Origin of the sequence: Hyphomicrobium sp. (genome assembly GCF_035687085.1) — a bacterium.
Taxonomy (GTDB): Bacteria; Pseudomonadota; Alphaproteobacteria; order Rhizobiales; family Hyphomicrobiaceae; genus Hyphomicrobium_B.
The window spans coordinates 220,959-238,804 of sequence record NZ_DASRYS010000006.1 but is presented as its reverse complement, the minus strand read 5'-3'; the positions used below and the strand labels follow the sequence as shown (position 1 = coordinate 238,804).

Genomic DNA, 17,846 nt, shown 5'->3' with positions numbered 1-17,846 from the left:
GGCCCGGCCTACGGGCGGCCCGCGCCGTAGGCCGCGAGCGCTGCCATGTTGACGATATCGGCGTCTGTCGAACCGAACGGGCAGATCTGCACGGGATGCGAGAGCCCGACGACGATCGGCCCGATAATCGTCGCGCCGCCAAGTTCTTTCAGCATTTTCGTCGAAATCGAAGCCGCGTGGAATGCCGGCATGACGAGAACGTTTGCCGTGTCCGAGAGGCGGCAGAAGGGATAGTGCCCCATCAGCGTCCGATTGAGCGCAACGTCGGCCGCCATGTCGCCGTCGTACTCGAAATCGACCATCCGCTCGTCGAGAATGCGCACCGCTTGGCGGACCTGCTCGGAACGCTCCGTTCGCGGCTGCCCGAACGTCGAATAGGCAAGCAGTGCCACACGCGGCTCAATCCCGAAAGCACGCGCCGTACGCGCCGCTTCAACGGCGATGTTGGCGAGTTGCTCCGCCGTCGGCGAGTCATGGATGCTGGTGTCGGCAACGAGAACGGCGCGGCCCTTGCTCAGCACAAGTGAAACACCAATGACGTTACGCCCAGGCTTCGGGTCGAGCACACGATGAACGTCCGAATAAACGCTCGTCCAGTTGCGCGTCACGCCCGATACCATCGCATCGGCGTGGCCATGCGCCACCATCAGCGCGCCGAACACGTTGCGCTCGTTGGTGACGAGGCGCTCGCAGTCGCGCTTCAGATAACCGCGGCGCTGCAGGCGCGAATAAAGGAACTCCGTGAACTCTTCCATGAAGGGCGACGCCGTGGTGTCCACCAGCACGAAGTCGCTTCTGAGCGGAATGCCGAGCTGACGGAACCCTTCGGTCACGATCTTCTTTGATCCGATCAGGATCGGCTGGCCGAAGCCCTGCTGCAAATACGTGTTGGCGGCGCGAATGACGGCATGATCCTCGCCCTCGGCGAATACGACGCGCTTGGGGTCCATGCGGACCGCCTCGAACGTCGATTGGAGCCACCCCGCGACGGGATCGAGGCGCGCCTTCAGCCGCGCGACGTAGCCTTCCATATCGACGATCGGATTACGCGCGACGCCGGAATCCATCGCAGCCTTCGCAACGGCAGCCGACACGTGCGGCAGAAGCCGCGGATCGAAGGGCGCCGGAATGATGTAGCCCGGGCCGAACGTCGGCCGCTCGCCCATGAATGCCGCCGCGACTTTGTCGGGAACCTCGGCTCGCGCCAGCGCCGCAATGGCTTCCGCCGCGGCGATCTTCATCGCGTCATTGATCGTCGTCGCCTGAACGTCGAGCGCACCGCGGAAGATGAAGGGGAAGCACAGGACGTTGTTGACCTGGTTGGGGTAGTCGGAGCGGCCCGTCGCAATCACCGCGTCGGATCTCACCGCCTTCACTTCTTCCGGCGTGATCTCGGGGTCAGGATTGGCCATCGCAAAGATGATGGGCTTGGGCGCCATCTGCGCGACCATCTCTTGCGAAAGCACGCCGCCGGCCGAAAGCCCGATGAAGATGTCGGCGCCTTGAATGACGTCGCCCAGCACGCGCGCGTTCGTCTTCTGCGCAAACGGTGCCTTGTAGATATCCATGAGTTCCTTGCGGCCCTCATAGACGACGCCCTTGATATCACAGACCGTGATGTTCTCGCGTTTGAGGCCGATCATCACGAGCAGGTTGAGACAGGCGAGTGCCGCAGCACCCGCGCCGGCGCACACGAGCTTCACGTCGCTGATGTCTTTTTCGACGACCCGCAATCCGTTGAGCACGCCCGCCGCGACGACGATGGCCGTTCCATGCTGATCGTCATGGAAGACGGGAATGTCGAGCAGCTCCTTCAGCTTCTCTTCGATGATGAAGCAATCCGGAGACTTGATGTCTTCAAGGTTGATGCCGCCGAAAGACGGGCCGAGATAGCGCACGGAGTTGATGAAGGCTTCCGGATCGGGCGTGTCGACCAGCAGATCGATGGAATCGAGATCGGCGAAGCGCTTGAAGAGCGCCGCCTTGCCTTCCATCACCGGTTTGGACGCGAGCGCGCCTAAGTTGCCGAGGCCCAGAATGGCCGTGCCGTTCGACACCACCGCCACGAAATTGCCCTTGCTCGTGTAGGCGTAGGCCTCCCGCGGGTTTTCCGCGATCGCCAGCACCGGAATTGCAACGCCCGGTGAATACGCCAGCGAAAGATCGCGTTGCGTCGCCAACGGCTTCGTGGGCGCGATCTCGAGTTTTCCTGGTTTTCCGCCGGCGTGAAATTCGAGCGCTTCTTGCGCCGTGACTTGGGCTGCGCGGTGAAGGGAGGCCATGCTGTTGGACCGTTCGTGGATTACGTGCACACGGGGCTTCCGAGGCACACTTCAGGGAAAAAGAGCCGGCACGATAGGTTGCAGCAGACGATACGGCAACCTATGCATATCCAGCACCGGGTCGGGGCGGTGGAGCGCCTCATGCTGCCCTTCGATCAAGGCCAATGAGGCAAATTGAAACGTAGTCACTTGATGTCCAGAACCGGCGCGCAGCGCAAGGGCAGGCCAACCGAATCGGAGCCGCCTGTGGAAGCCGAAGTGTCGCACAGCGAAGGCGAACCGGCCGTCTCGTACGAGGCGACGCCGTCGATGGCGCAGTACCTCGAAATCAAGGCAGCAAATCCGGACAGTCTGCTTTGGTACCGCATGGGCGACTTCTACGAGCTATTCTTTGAAGATGCGGTTACCGCGTCCGAAGCTTTGTCGATTGTTCTGACCAAACGCGGCAAGCATCGCGGCCAGGACATCCCGATGTGCGGTGTCCCTGTGCATCGGGCCGACGAATATCTGCAGCGCCTCATCAAGAAGGGCTACCGCGTCGCCGTCTGCGAGCAGCTTGAAGATCCCGCTGAAGCGCGCAAGCGCGGCTCCAAAGCCGTCGTCAAACGCGATGTCGTCCGTCTCGTCACGCCCGGCACGCTGACCGAAGAAGCGCTGCTTGATGCCAAGGCCAGCAACTTTCTGACGGCTGTCTTCGCACCCAAAGCCTCTGGCGGCACGCCAGCAAGCGTTGCGCTGGCCTCCCTCGACATCTCGACGGGCGAATTCGAGATCGCGGAGATATCGCCGCTTGATCTCGCCGGTGAACTCATCCGCCTAGCCCCGAGCGAAGTCCTCGCGGGCGAAGATCTCCTCGCAGATGAAATGTTCACGCGCGCCGTCGAATATTCGGGCGGCAAGACGACGCCCATCCCGTCCGCGTATTTCGACAGCACGGCCGGTGCGCGCGACCTCAAAGACTGCCTGGGCGTTACCGATCTCGCGGGCTTCGGCGCCTTCTCGCGCCACGAATTGGCAGCCATCGGCGCCGTCCTGAAATACGTCGACCTCACGCAGATGGGCCAGAAGCCGCTCATCCGCGCACCGCGCCGCACCGGCAGCGCCTCGCTCTTCATCGATGCCGCAAGCCGCGCGAGCCTTGAACTCGTGAAGTCATCCTCGGGCGATAAATCCTCTTCGCTCCTCGGCGCCATCGACCGGACGATCACGGGCGCCGGCGCACGCGAATTGCTGGCGCGCATCTCAAGCCCGCTCACGGATCCCGCCGCCATCGAAGCCCGGCTCGACGCCGTCGATTGTCTGCTTTCGAACCGCCTGCTGTTGGATGACATCCGTTTTCGCCTTCGCGGAACGCCCGATCTGGCGCGCGCCCTGCCGCGGCTGAGCTTCGGGCGAGGTGGCCCACGTGATCTCGCCGCCGTGCGCGATGCCATCGAGGCCGCCGCCGAATGCGCCAAGATGCTGACCGAGGCGACGGGTCCGCTCTCTTTGCCGCCGGAGTTGCAATCGATCCGGACACGTCTCACCGGCGTTCCCGAGGCGCTCAACGCCGCCCTGCAAAACGCACTCGTCGATGACCCGCCCCTCCTCAAGCGCGACGGCGGCTTCGTGCGAGACGGCTACAATTCCGATCTCGATGCCGCCCGCGAGCTGCGCAACGACAGCCGCCGCGTGATGGCCGAACTCGAGACGCGCTACATCGAAGAGACGGGCATTAAGGCGCTCCGCGTCCGCCACAACAATATCCTCGGCTTCTACATTGAGGTGACCCAGCTCAACGCCAAGCCACTGCTCTCTGAGCCTCTGTCGGAACGCTTCAAGCATCGGCAGACGATGGCGAACGCTGTCCGCTTCTCAACCGCAGAACTGCTCGAAACCGAAGGCCAGATCGCCTCCGCGAGCGAACGCGCGCTGAGCTTGGAGCAGGAAATCTTCGCCAAGCTCGCGCAAGACATCGCCGCCGCAAACGAAGTGCTCGGCGCCGCGGCAGCAGCCCTCGCCGAACTCGATGTGTACGCTGCGCTCGCGGAGCTGGCGCTCGAGCAAAGCTACGTGCGTCCTGTCATCGACAACAGCCCGGCGTTTGAAATTCGCGGCGGCCGCCACCCGGTCGTGCAGCAGGCCCTGGCGAAGAGCAACGGCCCGGCCTTCATCGAAAATGACTGCGTCCTGGGCAAAGGCGGAGCCGAAGCCCCGCCGGGCTTTGATGAAGTGCCCGACGCCCGCATCTGGCTCGTCACCGGGCCGAACATGGCCGGTAAATCGACGTTCCTCCGCCAGAACGCCCTCATCACGGTCATGGCGCAAATGGGCTCGTACGTGCCCGCGCGCTCCGCCCACATTGGCATTGTCGACCGGCTGTTTTCCCGCGTCGGCGCTTCGGATGATCTGGCGCGCGGCCGCTCAACCTTCATGGTCGAAATGGTCGAAACGGCTGCGATCCTCAATCAGGCGACGGAACGTTCGCTCGTCATCCTGGACGAGATCGGCCGAGGCACCGCGACGTTCGACGGCCTGTCGATCGCCTGGGCGACGGTCGAATATCTGCACGGAGTAACCAAGGCGCGCGCCCTCTTCGCCACTCACTATCATGAGCTGACCGCGCTTGCGCGCCGCCTGGACGGCATCGCCAACGTCACGATGGACGTCACTGAATGGCACGACACCATCGTTTTTCTGCATAAGGTTAAGCCCGGCGCCGCCGATCGCTCCTACGGTATCCAGGTGGCGAAGCTCGCAGGCCTGCCGGAAACCGTTGTTTCCCGCGCCCGCCAAGTGCTGGAACGGCTGGAAAAGGCCGACCGCCGCCCCCGCGCGGGCAACGAGGGTATCGACGACCTGCCGCTCTTCTCGGCCACGCGGCCGACGGGCGCAGCCCCGGCTGCCGAACCCTCAGCCGTTGAAAAGCTGCTCATCGCCATGCATCCTGATGAGCTGTCGCCCAAAGCGGCGCTTGAAAAGATTTATGAACTCAAGGCTCTTGCCGAAGCCCAGAAGAAGACAAAGCCTTGACCGATCAATCCTTGAACGTACTGGTCCCGCCGCCCTACTTCGACAAGCTTGCCGCGCGCCGCGAGCTGACCGCGCATTTTAACGCCAGCCGGTCGCCATCGGATGCGCGCCCCAAGGTTCTCGACAGCCTGAAGACCATTCTGAAGGATGCCCGCGACTCCGCGCGCACCGCGCTCGAAGCCGACGGAAATGGCCGGCGCTGCGCAGCTGGCCTCAGTCTGTTTCAAGACGAGTTGATCAAGCTGATCTACGACTACACGGTCACGCACGTCTATCGCGCCACCAACCCGTCGGACGCCGAGCGCATGGCGATTGTCGCGACCGGCGGCTACGGGCGCGCTCTTCTTGCGCCGGGTTCAGACATCGATCTGCTCTTTCTGCTCCCCTACAAGCAGACGCCCTGGGGCGAGAGCGTCGCCGAATACATGCTTTATTTGCTGTGGGACCTGGGCTTCAAGGTCGGGCACGCGACGCGCACCGTCGAGCAATGTTTGAAGCTCGGCATGGCCGACATCACCATCCGCACAGCGCTCCTAGATGCCAGGCTCATTCTCGGCGACAGTCAGCTTTTTGCCGAATTTGAAGACCGCTTCCGCGCGGAAGTCGTCACCGGCACCGCCCGCCAGTTCATCGACGCCAAAATGGCCGAGCGCGACGAGCGCACGCGGCGCGCGGGTGAAAGCCGCTATAAAGTCGAACCGAACATCAAGGATGGCAAGGGCGGCCTGCGCGATCTGCATACGCTGCAATGGCTGTCCAAATACATCTTCAATCAGGACGTCGGCGCCGCCGCCGTCGAAGCCGGCATCTTCACGCCGGAGGAAGTGCAAACCTTCCGCCGTTGCGAGGATTTTCTCTGGCGCGTGCGCTGCTTCCTGCACTTCCAGACGGGCCGCGCCGAAGAAGTCCTCTCCTTCGAAGTCCAGCGGCCGATGGCGCAAAGCTTAGGGTACACCTCGCGTGACGGCCTGCGCGCCGTCGAACGCTTCATGAAGCATTACTTCCTGATTGCCAAAGACGTCGGCGACCTGACAACCATCCTCTGCAGCGCCCTTGAAATTCAGCAGCTGAAGACATCGCCCGGCTACAAGCGGCTTCTCAATCCGCTGAGCTGGCGGACGCGGCGCGAGATCCGCCAGAAAACCGATTTCCGCATCGACAACGACCGCCTCAACGTCGTCGATGCCGAAGTCTTCGCGCGCGATCCGGTCAACCTCATCCGCTTCTTCGCACAAGCGGCCAGCACCGGCGCCTATATTCACCCCGATGCGATCCGCCTGCTTCGGGCCTCACTGCGTTTGATTGACGACAAGCTCCGCCACGACCCGGAAGCCAACAGCATCTTCCTGTCGCTTTTGACGGCGCACGGCAATCCGGAAGCCTCGCTCCGCCATATGAATGAGGCCGGCGTCCTTGGCCGCTTCCTGCCGGAGTTCGGCCGCATCGTCGCGATGATGCAGTTCAACATGTATCATCACTATACGGTCGATGAGCACCTGCTGCGAACGCTCGGCAACATCACCGCCATCGAGCGCGGCGAACTCGCGGCCGACCTGCCGCTTTCGACCGCGATCTTCTCGTCGATCCAGAACCGGCGCGCTCTGCTCGTCGCAGCCTTCCTTCACGATATCGGCAAGGGCCGCAAAGAAAATCATTCGACCGTCGGCGCGCGTATCGCCCGCAAGATCTGCCCGCGCCTCGGCATGACGGCGGCCGAAACGGAACTCGTCACTTGGCTCATCCAGGAACACCTGACGATGAGCAACTTCGCGCACTCGCGCGATATCTCCGACCCCGACACGATCCGCGCCTTCGCCAACATCGTGCAGAGCCCGGAGCGTTTGAAACTTCTCCTGCTGTTGACGTGCGCCGATATCATGGCCGTCGGCCCCGGCGTCTGGAACGGCTGGAAAGGCCAGCTCTTGCGCACGCTCTATCATGAAACCGAACCGCTCGTTGCCGGCGGCCACACGCAGGTTCCGCGCGGCGAACGCATCGAGCAGGCGCAAACGGCATTGCGCAAGGCACTCGCCGATTGGCCCGCGAGCAGCGTCGATTCCTTCATCGCCCGGCATTACCCGAACTATTGGCTGCGCACCGAACTCGCAACGCAAGTCGAGCATGCCAACGTCGTTCGCAACGCCATGCGTTCGAAGGCGAAGTTCGCAACCGCCGTCAAAACCGACGCCTTCACGGCAATCACAGAATTGACCGTCTTCGCGCCCAACCACCCGCGGCTTCTCTCGCTCTTTGCGGGCGCTTGCGCCGCCTCCGGCGCCAACATCGCCGGCGCTCATATTACGACGACGCGCGACGGCTACGCGCTCGACACGTTTCTGCTCAATCGCGAGTTCCAGGACGACGAGGACGAAATTCGACGTGCACGGCGAATTACCGAAACCATCGAGCGTTTGCTCATGGGCAAGGAGCGGCTTCCTGTACTCCTGCAGAAGCGCCGCATCGGCTCGCGCGATCTGGAAGCGTTCACCGTTGAGCCCGAGGTCGTCATCAACAACGCGCTCTCCGATCGTCTGACGGTTCTCGAAGTCGCCGGCCGAGACCGCCCTGGCCTTCTGTACGAATTGACATCCGTTCTCTCAGACCTGTCGCTCGACATCGCCTCGGCGCACGTGACGACGTTCGGCGAAAAAGCCGTCGACGTCTTTTATGTGACCGATCTCGTCGGCAAGCAGATCGTCAACGAAAACCGCCAGAACGCCCTGCGCGCCAGGCTGCAATCCGTTCTCGATCCTGACGCCGAAAACACGAAGGATAGCACCGAGACGGCCCGCGCCTGACACGGCCTTGCCGTGACTTGGCGGCCACAAGCACACGAGCCGGGCCATTCGACCATCAAAATGCCGGATGTCTTCGGCCTTAAGCCGGTTTAAGAGGGCAATCCTCGGCGTCAAAACGCGAACAGCAAGCCTGCAATCGATGAAACTCTATAAATCGTTCGCGACAGTCGGCGGCCTGACCTTGCTCAGCCGAGTCTTCGGCTTCATGCGCGACATCCTGATCGCTGCGACCCTGGGTTCGGGCTGGGTTGCCGATGCTTTTGTCGTCGCCTTCCGGTTTCCCAACCTCTTCCGCCGCCTCTTCGGCGAGGGCGCGTTCAACTCCGCCTTCGTGCCGATCTTCGCCAAGAAGATCGAAGGCGAGGGCAAGGAAGCCGCCCGCAAGTTCGCCGAAGACGCAATGGCGGGCCTGCTCTTCGTACTGTTCATCGTCATTATCGTCGCCGAACTCGCCATGCCGTTCCTGATGTACGGCCTAGCGCCGGGCTTTGATGTGACGCCTGAGAAGTTCGATCTCGCCGTGCTGCTCACACGCATCACGATGCCTTACCTGCTGTGCATGTCGATCGTGGCGCTGATGTCGGGCGCGCTGAATTCGCTCGGCCGCTTTGCCGAAAGCGCCTCCGTGTCGATCGTCCTCAACGGCGCGATGATGATCGCAACGCTGATCTCGCTATATCTCGGCTACCGCGCCGGACCCGAAGCCGGTGTCATTCAGGCCTGGGGTGTGTTCGTTGCGGGTTTCCTGCAGCTTCTGCTGCTTATGTGGGGAATGAACCGCGCGGGAATGAACCTCCGCATTCGCCGGCCGCGATTGACCCCGGACGTTCGCAAGCTCGTTCGCCTCGGCATTCCGGGCGTCATCTCCGGCGGCGTGACGCAGCTGAACATCGCGATTGGAACCGTCATCGCTTCGCTGCAGCCGGGCGCCGTTTCACATCTGTACTATGCCGACCGCATCTATGAGCTGCCGCTCGCCATCGTCGGCATCGCCATCGGCATCGTGCTTCTGCCTGACGTCGCGCGCCAGCTGCGCAGCGGCAATACGACAGGCGTCATGGATAGCCAGAACCGCTCGCTCGAATTCGCGCTCCTGCTGACGATACCCGCAGCACTGGCTTTAGCGACGATCCCCACGGATATCGTCCATGTCCTCTTCGAGCGCGGCGCCTTCACCGCCGACGACACCCGCGTGACCTCGACGGTGCTGGCCGTCTTTGCCCTCGGCCTCCCCGCCTTCGTGATGATCAAGGTCTTCTCGCCCGCCTACTATGCGCGCGAGGACACGACGACGCCGATGCGCTACGCCACGATCAGCCTGACGGCCAACACCGTAGGCTCGATCCTGCTGTTCTTCCTGTTCCAACATTTGGGGATACTGCCCCAGCTCGGCATCGCGATCGCCACGGCCCTCGGCGGCTGGCTCAACGCCTACCTCCTGTGGTCGACCCTCCGGCGTCGCGGCAATTTCATCATCGACAGCCGGTTGAAGCGAAACGTGCCGCTGATCCTGCTCTCCAGCGCGGTTATGGTCGCAGCTCTCCTCGCGACGAGCCACCTCTTGGCGCCCTACCTCGACCACAGCGGCGGCTTCTTCCTGAAGGCGGCCTTCCTGGGCGTCGAGATCGGCATTGGCCTCTCAGTCTTCGCGGCCTTGATCCTCGCCACAGGCGTCATGTCCATCGGCCAGCTCGGCCGTCTGACCCGCCGCTGAGCCACTAGAACGACCAAACCCTGCCGGCACTTGCGCTGCGGCCGCCCGCACGCGATAAGGCGCCGGCTCATTTCTCAACACGGTACTGAGACCCATGAAAATTACGCCGCGCGTCTTTTCCGGCATGCAGCCGACCGGCAGCTTGCATCTCGGCAACTATCTCGGCGCGATGGTCAACTGGATCCGCATGCAGGAGACGCACGAGTGCATCTACTGCGTCGTCGATCTGCACGCGATTACCGTGTGGCAGGACCCGGCCGAGCTTCGCAACGCGATCCGGCAGGTGACCGCCGCCTACATCGCCGCCGGCCTCGACCCGAAAAAGAGCATCCTCTTCAACCAGAGCCAGGTCAGCGCGCACGCTGAACTCGCCTGGGTCTTCAACTGCGTGGCCCGCCTCGGCTGGCTGAATCGCATGACCCAGTTCAAGGAGAAAGCTGGCAAGGACCGCGAGCAGGCCTCCGTCGGCCTCTATGCCTATCCAAACCTGATGGCGGCCGACATCCTCGCCTATCGCGCCACACACGTGCCGGTCGGCGAAGACCAGAAGCAGCACTTAGAGCTTGCCCGCGACATTGCGCAGAAGTTCAACAATGATTTCTCCGCTTCCATCATCGCGGAAGGCTTCGCCGACGGCATTTTCTTCCCGCAGCCCGAGCCCGTCATCACCGGCGCCTCGACGCGCGTCATGAGCCTGCGCGACGGCTCCAAGAAGATGTCGAAGTCCGATCCCTCCGACCTCTCGCGCATCAACATGACGGACGATGCCGACACGATCGCCAAGAAGATCCAGAAGGCAAAGACCGATCCCGAGCCGTTGCCGGGCGACGAAGCAGGCTTTGCCGGCCGCCCCGAGGCCGAAAACCTGATCGGCATCTATGCGACGATCGTCGATAAGCCCGTTGACGCCGTATTGGCCGAATTCGGCGGACAGCAATTCTCTGCCTTCAAGAAGGTCTTGGCCGACGCGCTCGTCGCCAAGATCGAGCCCATCGCCAATGAGATCAAGCGCCTGACCGCCGATCCCGCAGAGATCGACCGGATCCTGGCGGATGGCTCGTCGCGAGCACGCGAGATCGCAACGCCCATCATGGGCAAGGTCAAGGACATCGTCGGCTTCATCCGCAGCTGACGGCAATAGCGATGCTGCCCCGTTGCAGCAATGGCCGATGAATGGCAGCATCGCTCCATGAAACCGCGCCGCTCATTCGAAGAAGGCCATCGCCGCAAGTTCCTGATCGTCGTTGACGAGAGCCAGGAAGTCGAAAGCGCGCTCTATTACGCAGCAAGCCGTGTGCAGCGCTCCACAGGGCTGCTCGTCATGCTCTACGTCATCGAGCCGACCGAATTGCAGCATTGGGCAGGCGTGCACCAGGTCCAGCTCGACGAAGAGACGGTGAAGGCAAAGGCGCTGTTCCGGCTTTTCCGCCGCAAGCTCTCCCTTGCCGGTTTCGAAGACGTCGAATGCGAAGACGTCGTTCGCGAAGGCCGTTCGGCCGAAGAAATCAACCGGCTCATAGCTGAGGATGAGGACATCGCGATCCTCGTCCTGGGGGCGGCCATCGACGCCAAGGGCCCGGGCCCTCTCGTCGCATCCCTTGCGACAGGCCGGGCCGCCGGCGGCTTCGCCGTGCCTGTGACCGTCGTCCCGGGGCAGCTTTCGCTCGCGGAAATCAAGGCCTTGGCCTAATCACGCCACTTGCAGGTGCAGCGCCCATATCTCGACACGGGCAGCTGGCGTACCTATATTCGAAACCTTCTATTCCTAACCCGCGCAGGACGGCGCGCGTGGAACACCGGCCACGAAGTGAGGCACCATGTTCATTCAAACGGAAGCGACCCCCAATCCGGCGACGCTGAAGTTCATTCCGGGTCGCGATGTACTCGCCGACGGCACCGCAGATTTCCGCTCGAAGGCAGATGCTGCGGCATCGCCGCTCGCAAGCCGCCTCTTCGCGATCGAAGGCGTCGACGGCGTGTTCCTCGGCTCCGACTTCATCTCGGTCACCAAGGGCAACATCGAATGGCAGCACCTGAAGCCCATGGTGCTCGGCGCGATCATGGAACACTACATGTCCGGCGCGCCTGTCACAGGTAGTGAAGACGCCAACGATACCGCCGCCGAGAGCTACGCTCCCGAAGACGAAGAGACGGTGGCCACGATCAAGGAGCTTCTGGAAACGCGCGTGCGCCCCGCTGTCGCGCAGGACGGCGGCGACATCACCTTCTCGGGTTTCCGCGACGGCGTGGTCTATCTCCACATGCGCGGCGCCTGCTCCGGTTGCCCGAGTTCGACCGCCACGCTCAGGCACGGCATCGAGAACCTGTTGAAGCACTTCTGCCCCGACGTGCAGGCGGTCCAGCCGGTCTGATGCAGAGTTGAAATCATGCTTAACAAAAGAACCCCGCCTCGGCGGGGTTCTTCGTTAATGGCGCCTCGCGCAGATGCTGGGCCCGCAAAAAGACCTGGAAATGGTGGATAAGGCGATGGCCCGCACCGCTTCCGGCCATCATTGACCATCATCTCAGGTCTACCAAACGATGCAGAGGCTCTCCGCCCACTGACGCAAAATCCGGCGCGGCAAAAAAAGCAGCACGCTGATACAACCGCGCCGCCGTGGACACCGGGTCTTCACTACGGTTCAGTGTCAGACTTCCAGAGTACGGGGCTAGACGCTGAGTTCTTTACCGGAACTGGAATTAAGTCGAATTTCCTCGGCAATTTGGAGTAGGGGATCCGGAGGGGAATTTATCCGCTCTCACCACGATTTAGCTGCACGAACAACCACGATCATCTAAAAGCTCCATCTGGAATGAACATACTATCACTCGACACGTGCTTTGATGCCTGCTCGGCCGCCGCTGGGCGGGGACTTCGTTCTCTCACTCCCGCGATTTGGTTTCTTTCCGAGACCATGCAAACGGGGCACGCTGAGCGTCTGCTGCCGATGGTCGAAACGGTGATGGCCGAAGCCGGCCTCCCCTTCAAAGCACTTGATCGCATAGCAGTGACTTATGGTCCGGGCACGTTCACCGGCACCCGCATTTGCGTTTCCGCGGCGCGCGCGCTCGCCCTTGCGACAGGCGCTGAATTCGTCTCGCTGACGAGCCTCCGGCTCATGGCGATGAGCCCCCGCATTCCCGCCGCTCCGACCAAGCGCATCGCCATCGCCACGGATGCGCGCCGAGGCGAAGTCTATTTCGAAGTCTTCGACCGGCACTCGATGCAGACCGCCGTCGAAGCCCAGTGCGCAGCAGTTCCGTCCGCTGCCCAATTGCTCGGCCGCGATCCCATCGTCATCGCGGGTTCGGGTGCTGAGCAGCTCGCAGCAGAAGCCGTGCGTCACGGCATCGACGCCACCGCAATTCTTCCCGATCTGCTCCCCGATGCGCTCGACATGCTGTTCCCCGCCTGCGAGATGCCGCTGACGCGAACACTGAAACCGCTCTACCTGCGCGCGCCCGATGCCAAGCCCCCAGCGCCCAGCCCATTTATCGGAGCCGGCGTATGACGAACGTCACGCCGTTCCGGAATTTGAAGCATGCGAGCATGCTTTGGGCGGCGCCTGATCGGGCCGAGGAAATCGCAGCTCTACACACCAAATTGTTCGACCCGCCGTGGGATGCCGCAGCAATCAAATCGCTTTTGGAGCATCCCGCTGCGACCTCCCTCATCGCGGTCGCAGGCGGGCAAAAGAAATCCGTCATCGCCTTCGTCATCGGCCAGCTCGCTGCCGATGAGGCCGAGATCCTGTCGATCGGCGTCTCGCCCGACTGGCAGCGCGTCGGGCTCGCCACAGGCCTCCTCGAAGGCCTCTCGCGCGCAGCGCGGCGCGGCGGTGCCAAACGCATCTTCCTTGAAGTTGCAGAGGACAATACGTCGGGCCTCGGCCTCTACAGCAAGCTCGGCTTCCGCGAAGTCGGGCGGCGAAAGCGCTACTATGAACGCCCCGGCGGCGCGCGCATCGACGCTTTGACGCTCGTTCTGGAACTCGAGGAGCCCGGACAACCCGCCTGACGATCCGGCCCGAGCTAGACGTTCAGGCTTGTCACTGCCTATAAGGCGACCATAGTCCGGCGACGAAAAGCAGTCGTCCCTAAATGCAAGCCTGACACCGCCATGACCCTGTCGTCCGCGAAATCCGAGTCATCCATCGAATCGCGGTGCGCCGAATACGGACTGCGCATGACGGGTCAAAGGCGTGTCATCGCCCAGGTGCTATCCTCCGCCACCGACCATCCCGACGTCGAAGAAGTGCATCGGCGTGCCAACGCGATCGATTCGAGAATTTCGCTCTCGACCGTCTACCGCACGCTCAAGCTCTTTGCCGCCAAGGGCATTCTCGAGCGGCACGATTTCGGCCATGGCCGCGGCCGCTACGAGGCCGCGCCGCGCGAGCACCACGACCATCTCGTAGATATCGAAACTGGGCGCGTCATCGAGTTTTCAAACTCCGAGATTGAGGCTTTGCAGGAGCGGATCGCTCGCGAACTGGGCTTTGAACTTGTCGGCCACCGGCTGGAACTCTACGGCGTGCCGTTAGCCAAGAAAAAGCCGCCGATCCGAAAAGGCTGAGCAAGCGTCATGGCAAACGGCACACTTCGCGCCTCAGCCGTGCTTGCAACATTTCTCGGGCTTACGGTGCCGTTGATGCCCGTGCAGGCCTTTCTCCTGAAAGCGTCGCCGAAGGCTGCGCGCCGCTTTCCCAATTGGTACCATCGGCAGGTCTGCCGCATTCTCGGCATCAAACTCCATATCGACGGCGCGGTGGTCCAGAACGCACCCGTGCTGCTGGTCTGCAATCACACGTCCTGGCTCGACATCCCCGTGCTCTCGGCGCTGGCGCCCGTTTCCTTCGTCGCCAAGCGTGAAGTCGGCACCTGGCCCTTCGTCTCGGCCTTGGCGCGGCTTCAGCGATCCGTGTTCGTCGATCGGACACGCAGGCAGGCAACCGGCGACGCGGCCGCCGAAATCATGAAGCGGCTTCACGCCGGCGATACCATCGTGCTGTTCGCCGAAGGCACCTCCAGCGATGGCAATCGCGTACTGCCCTTCAAGACCTCGCTCTTCGGCGCCGTCTCAGGCGAAAGCGAAGCCGAGCCGCGCCTCGTCGTCCAGACCGCGACCGTCGTCTACACCCACCTACGCGGTATTCCCTTGTCGCGCGCCGACCGCCCGCGCATCGGCTGGTACGGCGACATGGAAATGACGTCGCATGCCTGGGGCGTGCTGCAGTCCGGCCCGATCACGGCCACCATCAAGGTTGGCCCACCTGTTCCGTTGCGCGAATTCAATGATCGGAAGGACCTGGCGCTCAAAACCGAGCGCGCCATTCGGGCCGACGTTTTGGGCATCCTCCGGGGCCGCCCCGGCGACCCCGGCCTCGTCCCTGTTGAGCCTTCCGCGGAAAGCCGCCGCAAAAAGCTCGCTTTGCCGCAGGTCCGCAGCGAGAAATGGACATGAGAGCGGCTTTCTATGCTATGCGCTAGCCCTCAAGCCCATCAGCAAAAACGATCATTTTGGCCAGTCGATCACGTGCAGCGCGCAAACACGAAATCATACTTCCTGAAGACGTTCGGCTGTCAGATGAACGTCTACGACAGCGAGCGCATGGCGGAAGCCTTGGCACGCGATGGCTACAGCGAGACAGATGACGTCGCCAGCGCCGATCTCGTGATCCTCAATACGTGCCACATCCGCGAGAAGGCGGCCGAGAAAGTCTATTCAGACCTGGGGCGCATGCGCGTCATCAAGGACGCACGTAAACGCGACGGCAAGGACACGGTCATCGCGGTCGCTGGATGCGTCGCGCAAGCCGAAGGCCCCGAGATCACAGCGCGCCAGCCAGCCGTCGATCTGGTCGTCGGCCCGCAGAGCTACCACCGCCTGCCCGAACTCATCGCCCGTGCCGGCGCCAACAACGAGAGCATCGTTGAAACTGAATTTCCGGGCGACGAAAAATTCGCGGCAATGAAGGCACCCCGGCGCGTTTCGTCGCCGTCCGCTTTCCTCACGGTCCAGGAAGGTTGCGACAAGTTCTGCACCTTCTGCGTCGTGCCTTACACACGTGGCGCTGAATTCTCGCGCCCGCTCGGCAAACTCGAAGCCGAAGCCCGCGAACTCGCTGCGGCCGGCGCCAGGGAACTCGTCCTCCTCGGCCAGAACGTCAATGCCTACCACGGCGAAGGCCCGGGTGGCCGTTCGATCGGCCTTGCAGAATTGATCCGCCGGCTCGCGGAAATCGATGGCATCGACCGCATCCGCTACACGACGAGCCATCCGCGCGACATGAGCGACGATCTGATCGCCGCGCACGCCGAGGTGCCCCAGCTGATGCCGTTTCTGCATCTGCCGGTCCAGTCGGGCTCCGACCGGATGCTGGCCGCCATGAACCGCAAGCATGGGGCTTCCGAATACATCGAGCTGATTGCCCGCATCCGCGAGGCGCGCCCCGACATCGCGCTTTCGAGCGATTTCATTGTCGGTTTCCCCGGCGAAACGGATGAGGACGCCGAGGCAACGATCGACCTCGTAAAGGCCGTGGGCTTTGCCCAGGCATTTTCGTTCAAATACAGCCCCCGCCCCGGTACCCCCGCCGCAGGCCTCGAGGTCCAGGTGTCGGAAGAGGTCAAGGCCGAACGGCTGTACCGCCTGCAGGCCCTGCTGGAAGAGCAGCAGCTGGCCTTCAACGAACAAACGCTCGGCAGCACAATTCCTGTCTTGTTTGAACGTCGCGGCCGCCAACCCGGTGAATTCGTCGGCAGGACACCCTATCTACAGCTCGTGTATGCCGCGGGAGACGGTGATCTCACGGGCCGGACGGCGGATGTCAGGGTGACGGAAACCCGGCGCGTCAGCCTTTCAGGTGTCATTTCCGCGGTGTAGACGCTTGTAAGGACCGCAGCTGCTGTGCGTTAACTAGGGCTGCATGTGCCGAAGCCATTTGTCACATGCTAACGTGGATTATCGATTCGGTTTGAGAGATACGGGAAGAAGAGCAACCAGCAAGGGAGTGTCAGGATTGGCAGCATTCCGCGGGTCCTCCGCGTCAACATCGAGACGGCCCAATAAGCCGGAGCTCGAAGATGCTCGTGTCGTTGTACCCTTTGAAGACAACCGGCTGCTGACGCAGCTGCTCGGGGAATACGACAGCCACCTGGCCCTTATTGAAGACCGATTGGGCATAGACGCCCACGCCCACGGCAATGTCGTCATACTGACGGGACCGGCCAGCGCCTGCGCCAGCGCCCGCAGCGTCTTGGAGCGCCTGTATTCCAGAATAGCAAAAGGCGAAGCCATCGGCCCCGGGGACATCGACGGGCTGATCCGGCACGCGCGCTCCGAAGGCGGCGTGTCCTCCGATGGCCAGGCCCAGATCGCCACGCGCCGCCGGATCGTGAAGGCCCGCACACCGACGCAAAGCACCTATATGCGGGCGATCGAGAAGCACGACCTCGTATTCGGGCTCGGTCCTGCCGGTACGGGCAAGACCTACCTTGCCGTGGCCTTCGCGGCCCACTGCCTGGAACGCGGTCTGGTCGAACGCATCATCCTGTCCCGTCCCGCCGTCGAAGCCGGCGAGCGCCTGGGCTTCCTGCCGGGCGACATGCGCGACAAGGTCGATCCCTATCTCCGCCCACTTTACGACGCCCTTTATGACGTTCTGCCGCCCGAAAAGGTCGAGCGCGACATCGAGACCGGCGTCATCGAAGTGGCGCCTCTGGCCTTCATGCGCGGCCGCACGCTGGCCAACGCCTTCGTCATTCTCGACGAAGCGCAGAATACGACCAGCATGCAGATGAAGATGTTCCTGACCCGTATCGGCGAAGGCTCGAAAATGGTGGTGACCGGCGATCCCTCGCAGATCGACCTGCCACCGGGCACGAAATCCGGCCTCGTCGAAGCCGTCGATATTCTCGACAAGGTCGATGACATTTCGATCGTGCGCTTCGAGGCCGGCGACATCGTCCGCCGTGATCTCGTCGCCAAGATCGTCGATGCCTACGAGCGGCCCAAGTAAACCATGCCCGCGTCACAAC

Annotated in this window: 13 protein-coding genes; 12 read left to right on the top strand and 1 reads right to left on the bottom strand. The window is 62.7% G+C overall.

Features of this window, described 5'->3' with window-relative positions; genetic code table 11:
* Positions 1-8: 8 nt before the first annotated feature.
* Positions 9-2,282, bottom strand: a complete 2,274-nt coding sequence (locus VFG26_RS06340) for an NADP-dependent malic enzyme (RefSeq protein ID WP_325023382.1) — start codon at positions 2,280-2,282, stop codon at positions 9-11.
* A gap of 192 nt (positions 2,283-2,474) precedes the next feature.
* On the opposite strand from VFG26_RS06340, the gene mutS reads away from it, so the two are divergent.
* The 12 genes from mutS (at position 2,475) to VFG26_RS06280 (ending at position 17,827) form a co-directional block, all read left to right on the top strand.
* Complete coding sequence (mutS, locus tag VFG26_RS06335) at positions 2,475-5,294, top strand: DNA mismatch repair protein MutS (RefSeq protein ID WP_325023380.1); 2,820 nt, start codon at positions 2,475-2,477, stop codon at positions 5,292-5,294.
* Entirely contained in the window at positions 5,291-8,092 is a 2,802-nt protein-coding gene (locus VFG26_RS06330; RefSeq protein ID WP_325023378.1) for a [protein-PII] uridylyltransferase, read from the top strand. Before mutS ends, VFG26_RS06330 begins: the two co-directional genes overlap by 4 nt.
* A gap of 139 nt (positions 8,093-8,231) precedes the next feature.
* Positions 8,232-9,806 (top strand): murein biosynthesis integral membrane protein MurJ, encoded by a 1,575-nt coding sequence (murJ, locus tag VFG26_RS06325; RefSeq protein WP_325023376.1) that lies wholly within the window; start codon positions 8,232-8,234, stop codon positions 9,804-9,806.
* A gap of 94 nt (positions 9,807-9,900) precedes the next feature.
* A complete protein-coding gene (trpS, locus tag VFG26_RS06320; protein WP_325023374.1) occupies positions 9,901-10,938 on the top strand; it encodes a tryptophan--tRNA ligase in 1,038 nt (345 codons plus the stop codon).
* A 57-nt stretch (positions 10,939-10,995) separates the two neighbouring features.
* The gene (locus tag VFG26_RS06315; protein ID WP_325023372.1) at positions 10,996-11,496 is read left to right on the top strand and encodes a universal stress protein; all 501 of its coding nucleotides are present in this window, start codon (positions 10,996-10,998) and stop codon (positions 11,494-11,496) included.
* 127 nt (positions 11,497-11,623) lie between these two features.
* The gene (locus tag VFG26_RS06310) at positions 11,624-12,178 is read left to right on the top strand and encodes a NifU family protein (protein ID WP_325023370.1); all 555 of its coding nucleotides are present in this window, start codon (positions 11,624-11,626) and stop codon (positions 12,176-12,178) included.
* Between the two features lie 441 nt (positions 12,179-12,619).
* Positions 12,620-13,318, top strand: coding sequence for a tRNA (adenosine(37)-N6)-threonylcarbamoyltransferase complex dimerization subunit type 1 TsaB (gene tsaB / locus VFG26_RS06305; RefSeq protein WP_325023368.1), 699 nt, complete (start codon positions 12,620-12,622; stop codon positions 13,316-13,318).
* A complete protein-coding gene (gene rimI, locus VFG26_RS06300; protein WP_325023366.1) occupies positions 13,315-13,824 on the top strand; it encodes a ribosomal protein S18-alanine N-acetyltransferase in 510 nt (169 codons plus the stop codon). Before tsaB ends, rimI begins: the two co-directional genes overlap by 4 nt.
* 102 nt (positions 13,825-13,926) lie before the next feature.
* Complete coding sequence (locus tag VFG26_RS06295) at positions 13,927-14,382, top strand: Fur family transcriptional regulator (RefSeq protein ID WP_325023364.1); 456 nt, start codon at positions 13,927-13,929, stop codon at positions 14,380-14,382.
* Between the two features lie 9 nt (positions 14,383-14,391).
* Complete coding sequence (locus VFG26_RS06290) at positions 14,392-15,270, top strand: lysophospholipid acyltransferase family protein (RefSeq protein WP_325023362.1); 879 nt, start codon at positions 14,392-14,394, stop codon at positions 15,268-15,270.
* A gap of 72 nt (positions 15,271-15,342) precedes the next feature.
* Positions 15,343-16,692: a tRNA (N6-isopentenyl adenosine(37)-C2)-methylthiotransferase MiaB gene (gene miaB, locus VFG26_RS06285; protein WP_325023360.1), complete on the top strand. Its 1,350-nt coding sequence runs from the start codon at positions 15,343-15,345 to the stop codon at positions 16,690-16,692.
* A gap of 136 nt (positions 16,693-16,828) precedes the next feature.
* On the top strand, positions 16,829-17,827 hold the full coding sequence (locus tag VFG26_RS06280; protein WP_325023358.1) for a PhoH family protein: 999 nt from the start codon (positions 16,829-16,831) through the stop codon (positions 17,825-17,827).
* Positions 17,828-17,846: the final 19 nt, after the last annotated feature.

Bases quoted from the DNA above. Each gene is read 5' to 3' on its own strand.
- VFG26_RS06340 (WP_325023382.1), bottom strand. From the start codon at position 2,282: ATGGCCTCCCTTCACCGCGCAGCCCAAGTCACGGCGCAAGAAGCGCTC.
- mutS (WP_325023380.1), top strand. From the start codon at position 2,475: ATGTCCAGAACCGGCGCGCAGCGCAAGGGCAGGCCAACCGAATCGGAG.
- murJ (WP_325023376.1), top strand. From the start codon at position 8,232: ATGAAACTCTATAAATCGTTCGCGACAGTCGGCGGCCTGACCTTGCTC.
- trpS (WP_325023374.1), top strand. From the start codon at position 9,901: ATGAAAATTACGCCGCGCGTCTTTTCCGGCATGCAGCCGACCGGCAGC.
- VFG26_RS06315 (WP_325023372.1), top strand. From the start codon at position 10,996: ATGAAACCGCGCCGCTCATTCGAAGAAGGCCATCGCCGCAAGTTCCTG.
- VFG26_RS06310 (WP_325023370.1), top strand. From the start codon at position 11,624: ATGTTCATTCAAACGGAAGCGACCCCCAATCCGGCGACGCTGAAGTTC.
- tsaB (WP_325023368.1), top strand. From the start codon at position 12,620: ATGAACATACTATCACTCGACACGTGCTTTGATGCCTGCTCGGCCGCC.
- rimI (WP_325023366.1), top strand. From the start codon at position 13,315: ATGACGAACGTCACGCCGTTCCGGAATTTGAAGCATGCGAGCATGCTT.
- VFG26_RS06295 (WP_325023364.1), top strand. From the start codon at position 13,927: ATGACCCTGTCGTCCGCGAAATCCGAGTCATCCATCGAATCGCGGTGC.
- VFG26_RS06290 (WP_325023362.1), top strand. From the start codon at position 14,392: ATGGCAAACGGCACACTTCGCGCCTCAGCCGTGCTTGCAACATTTCTC.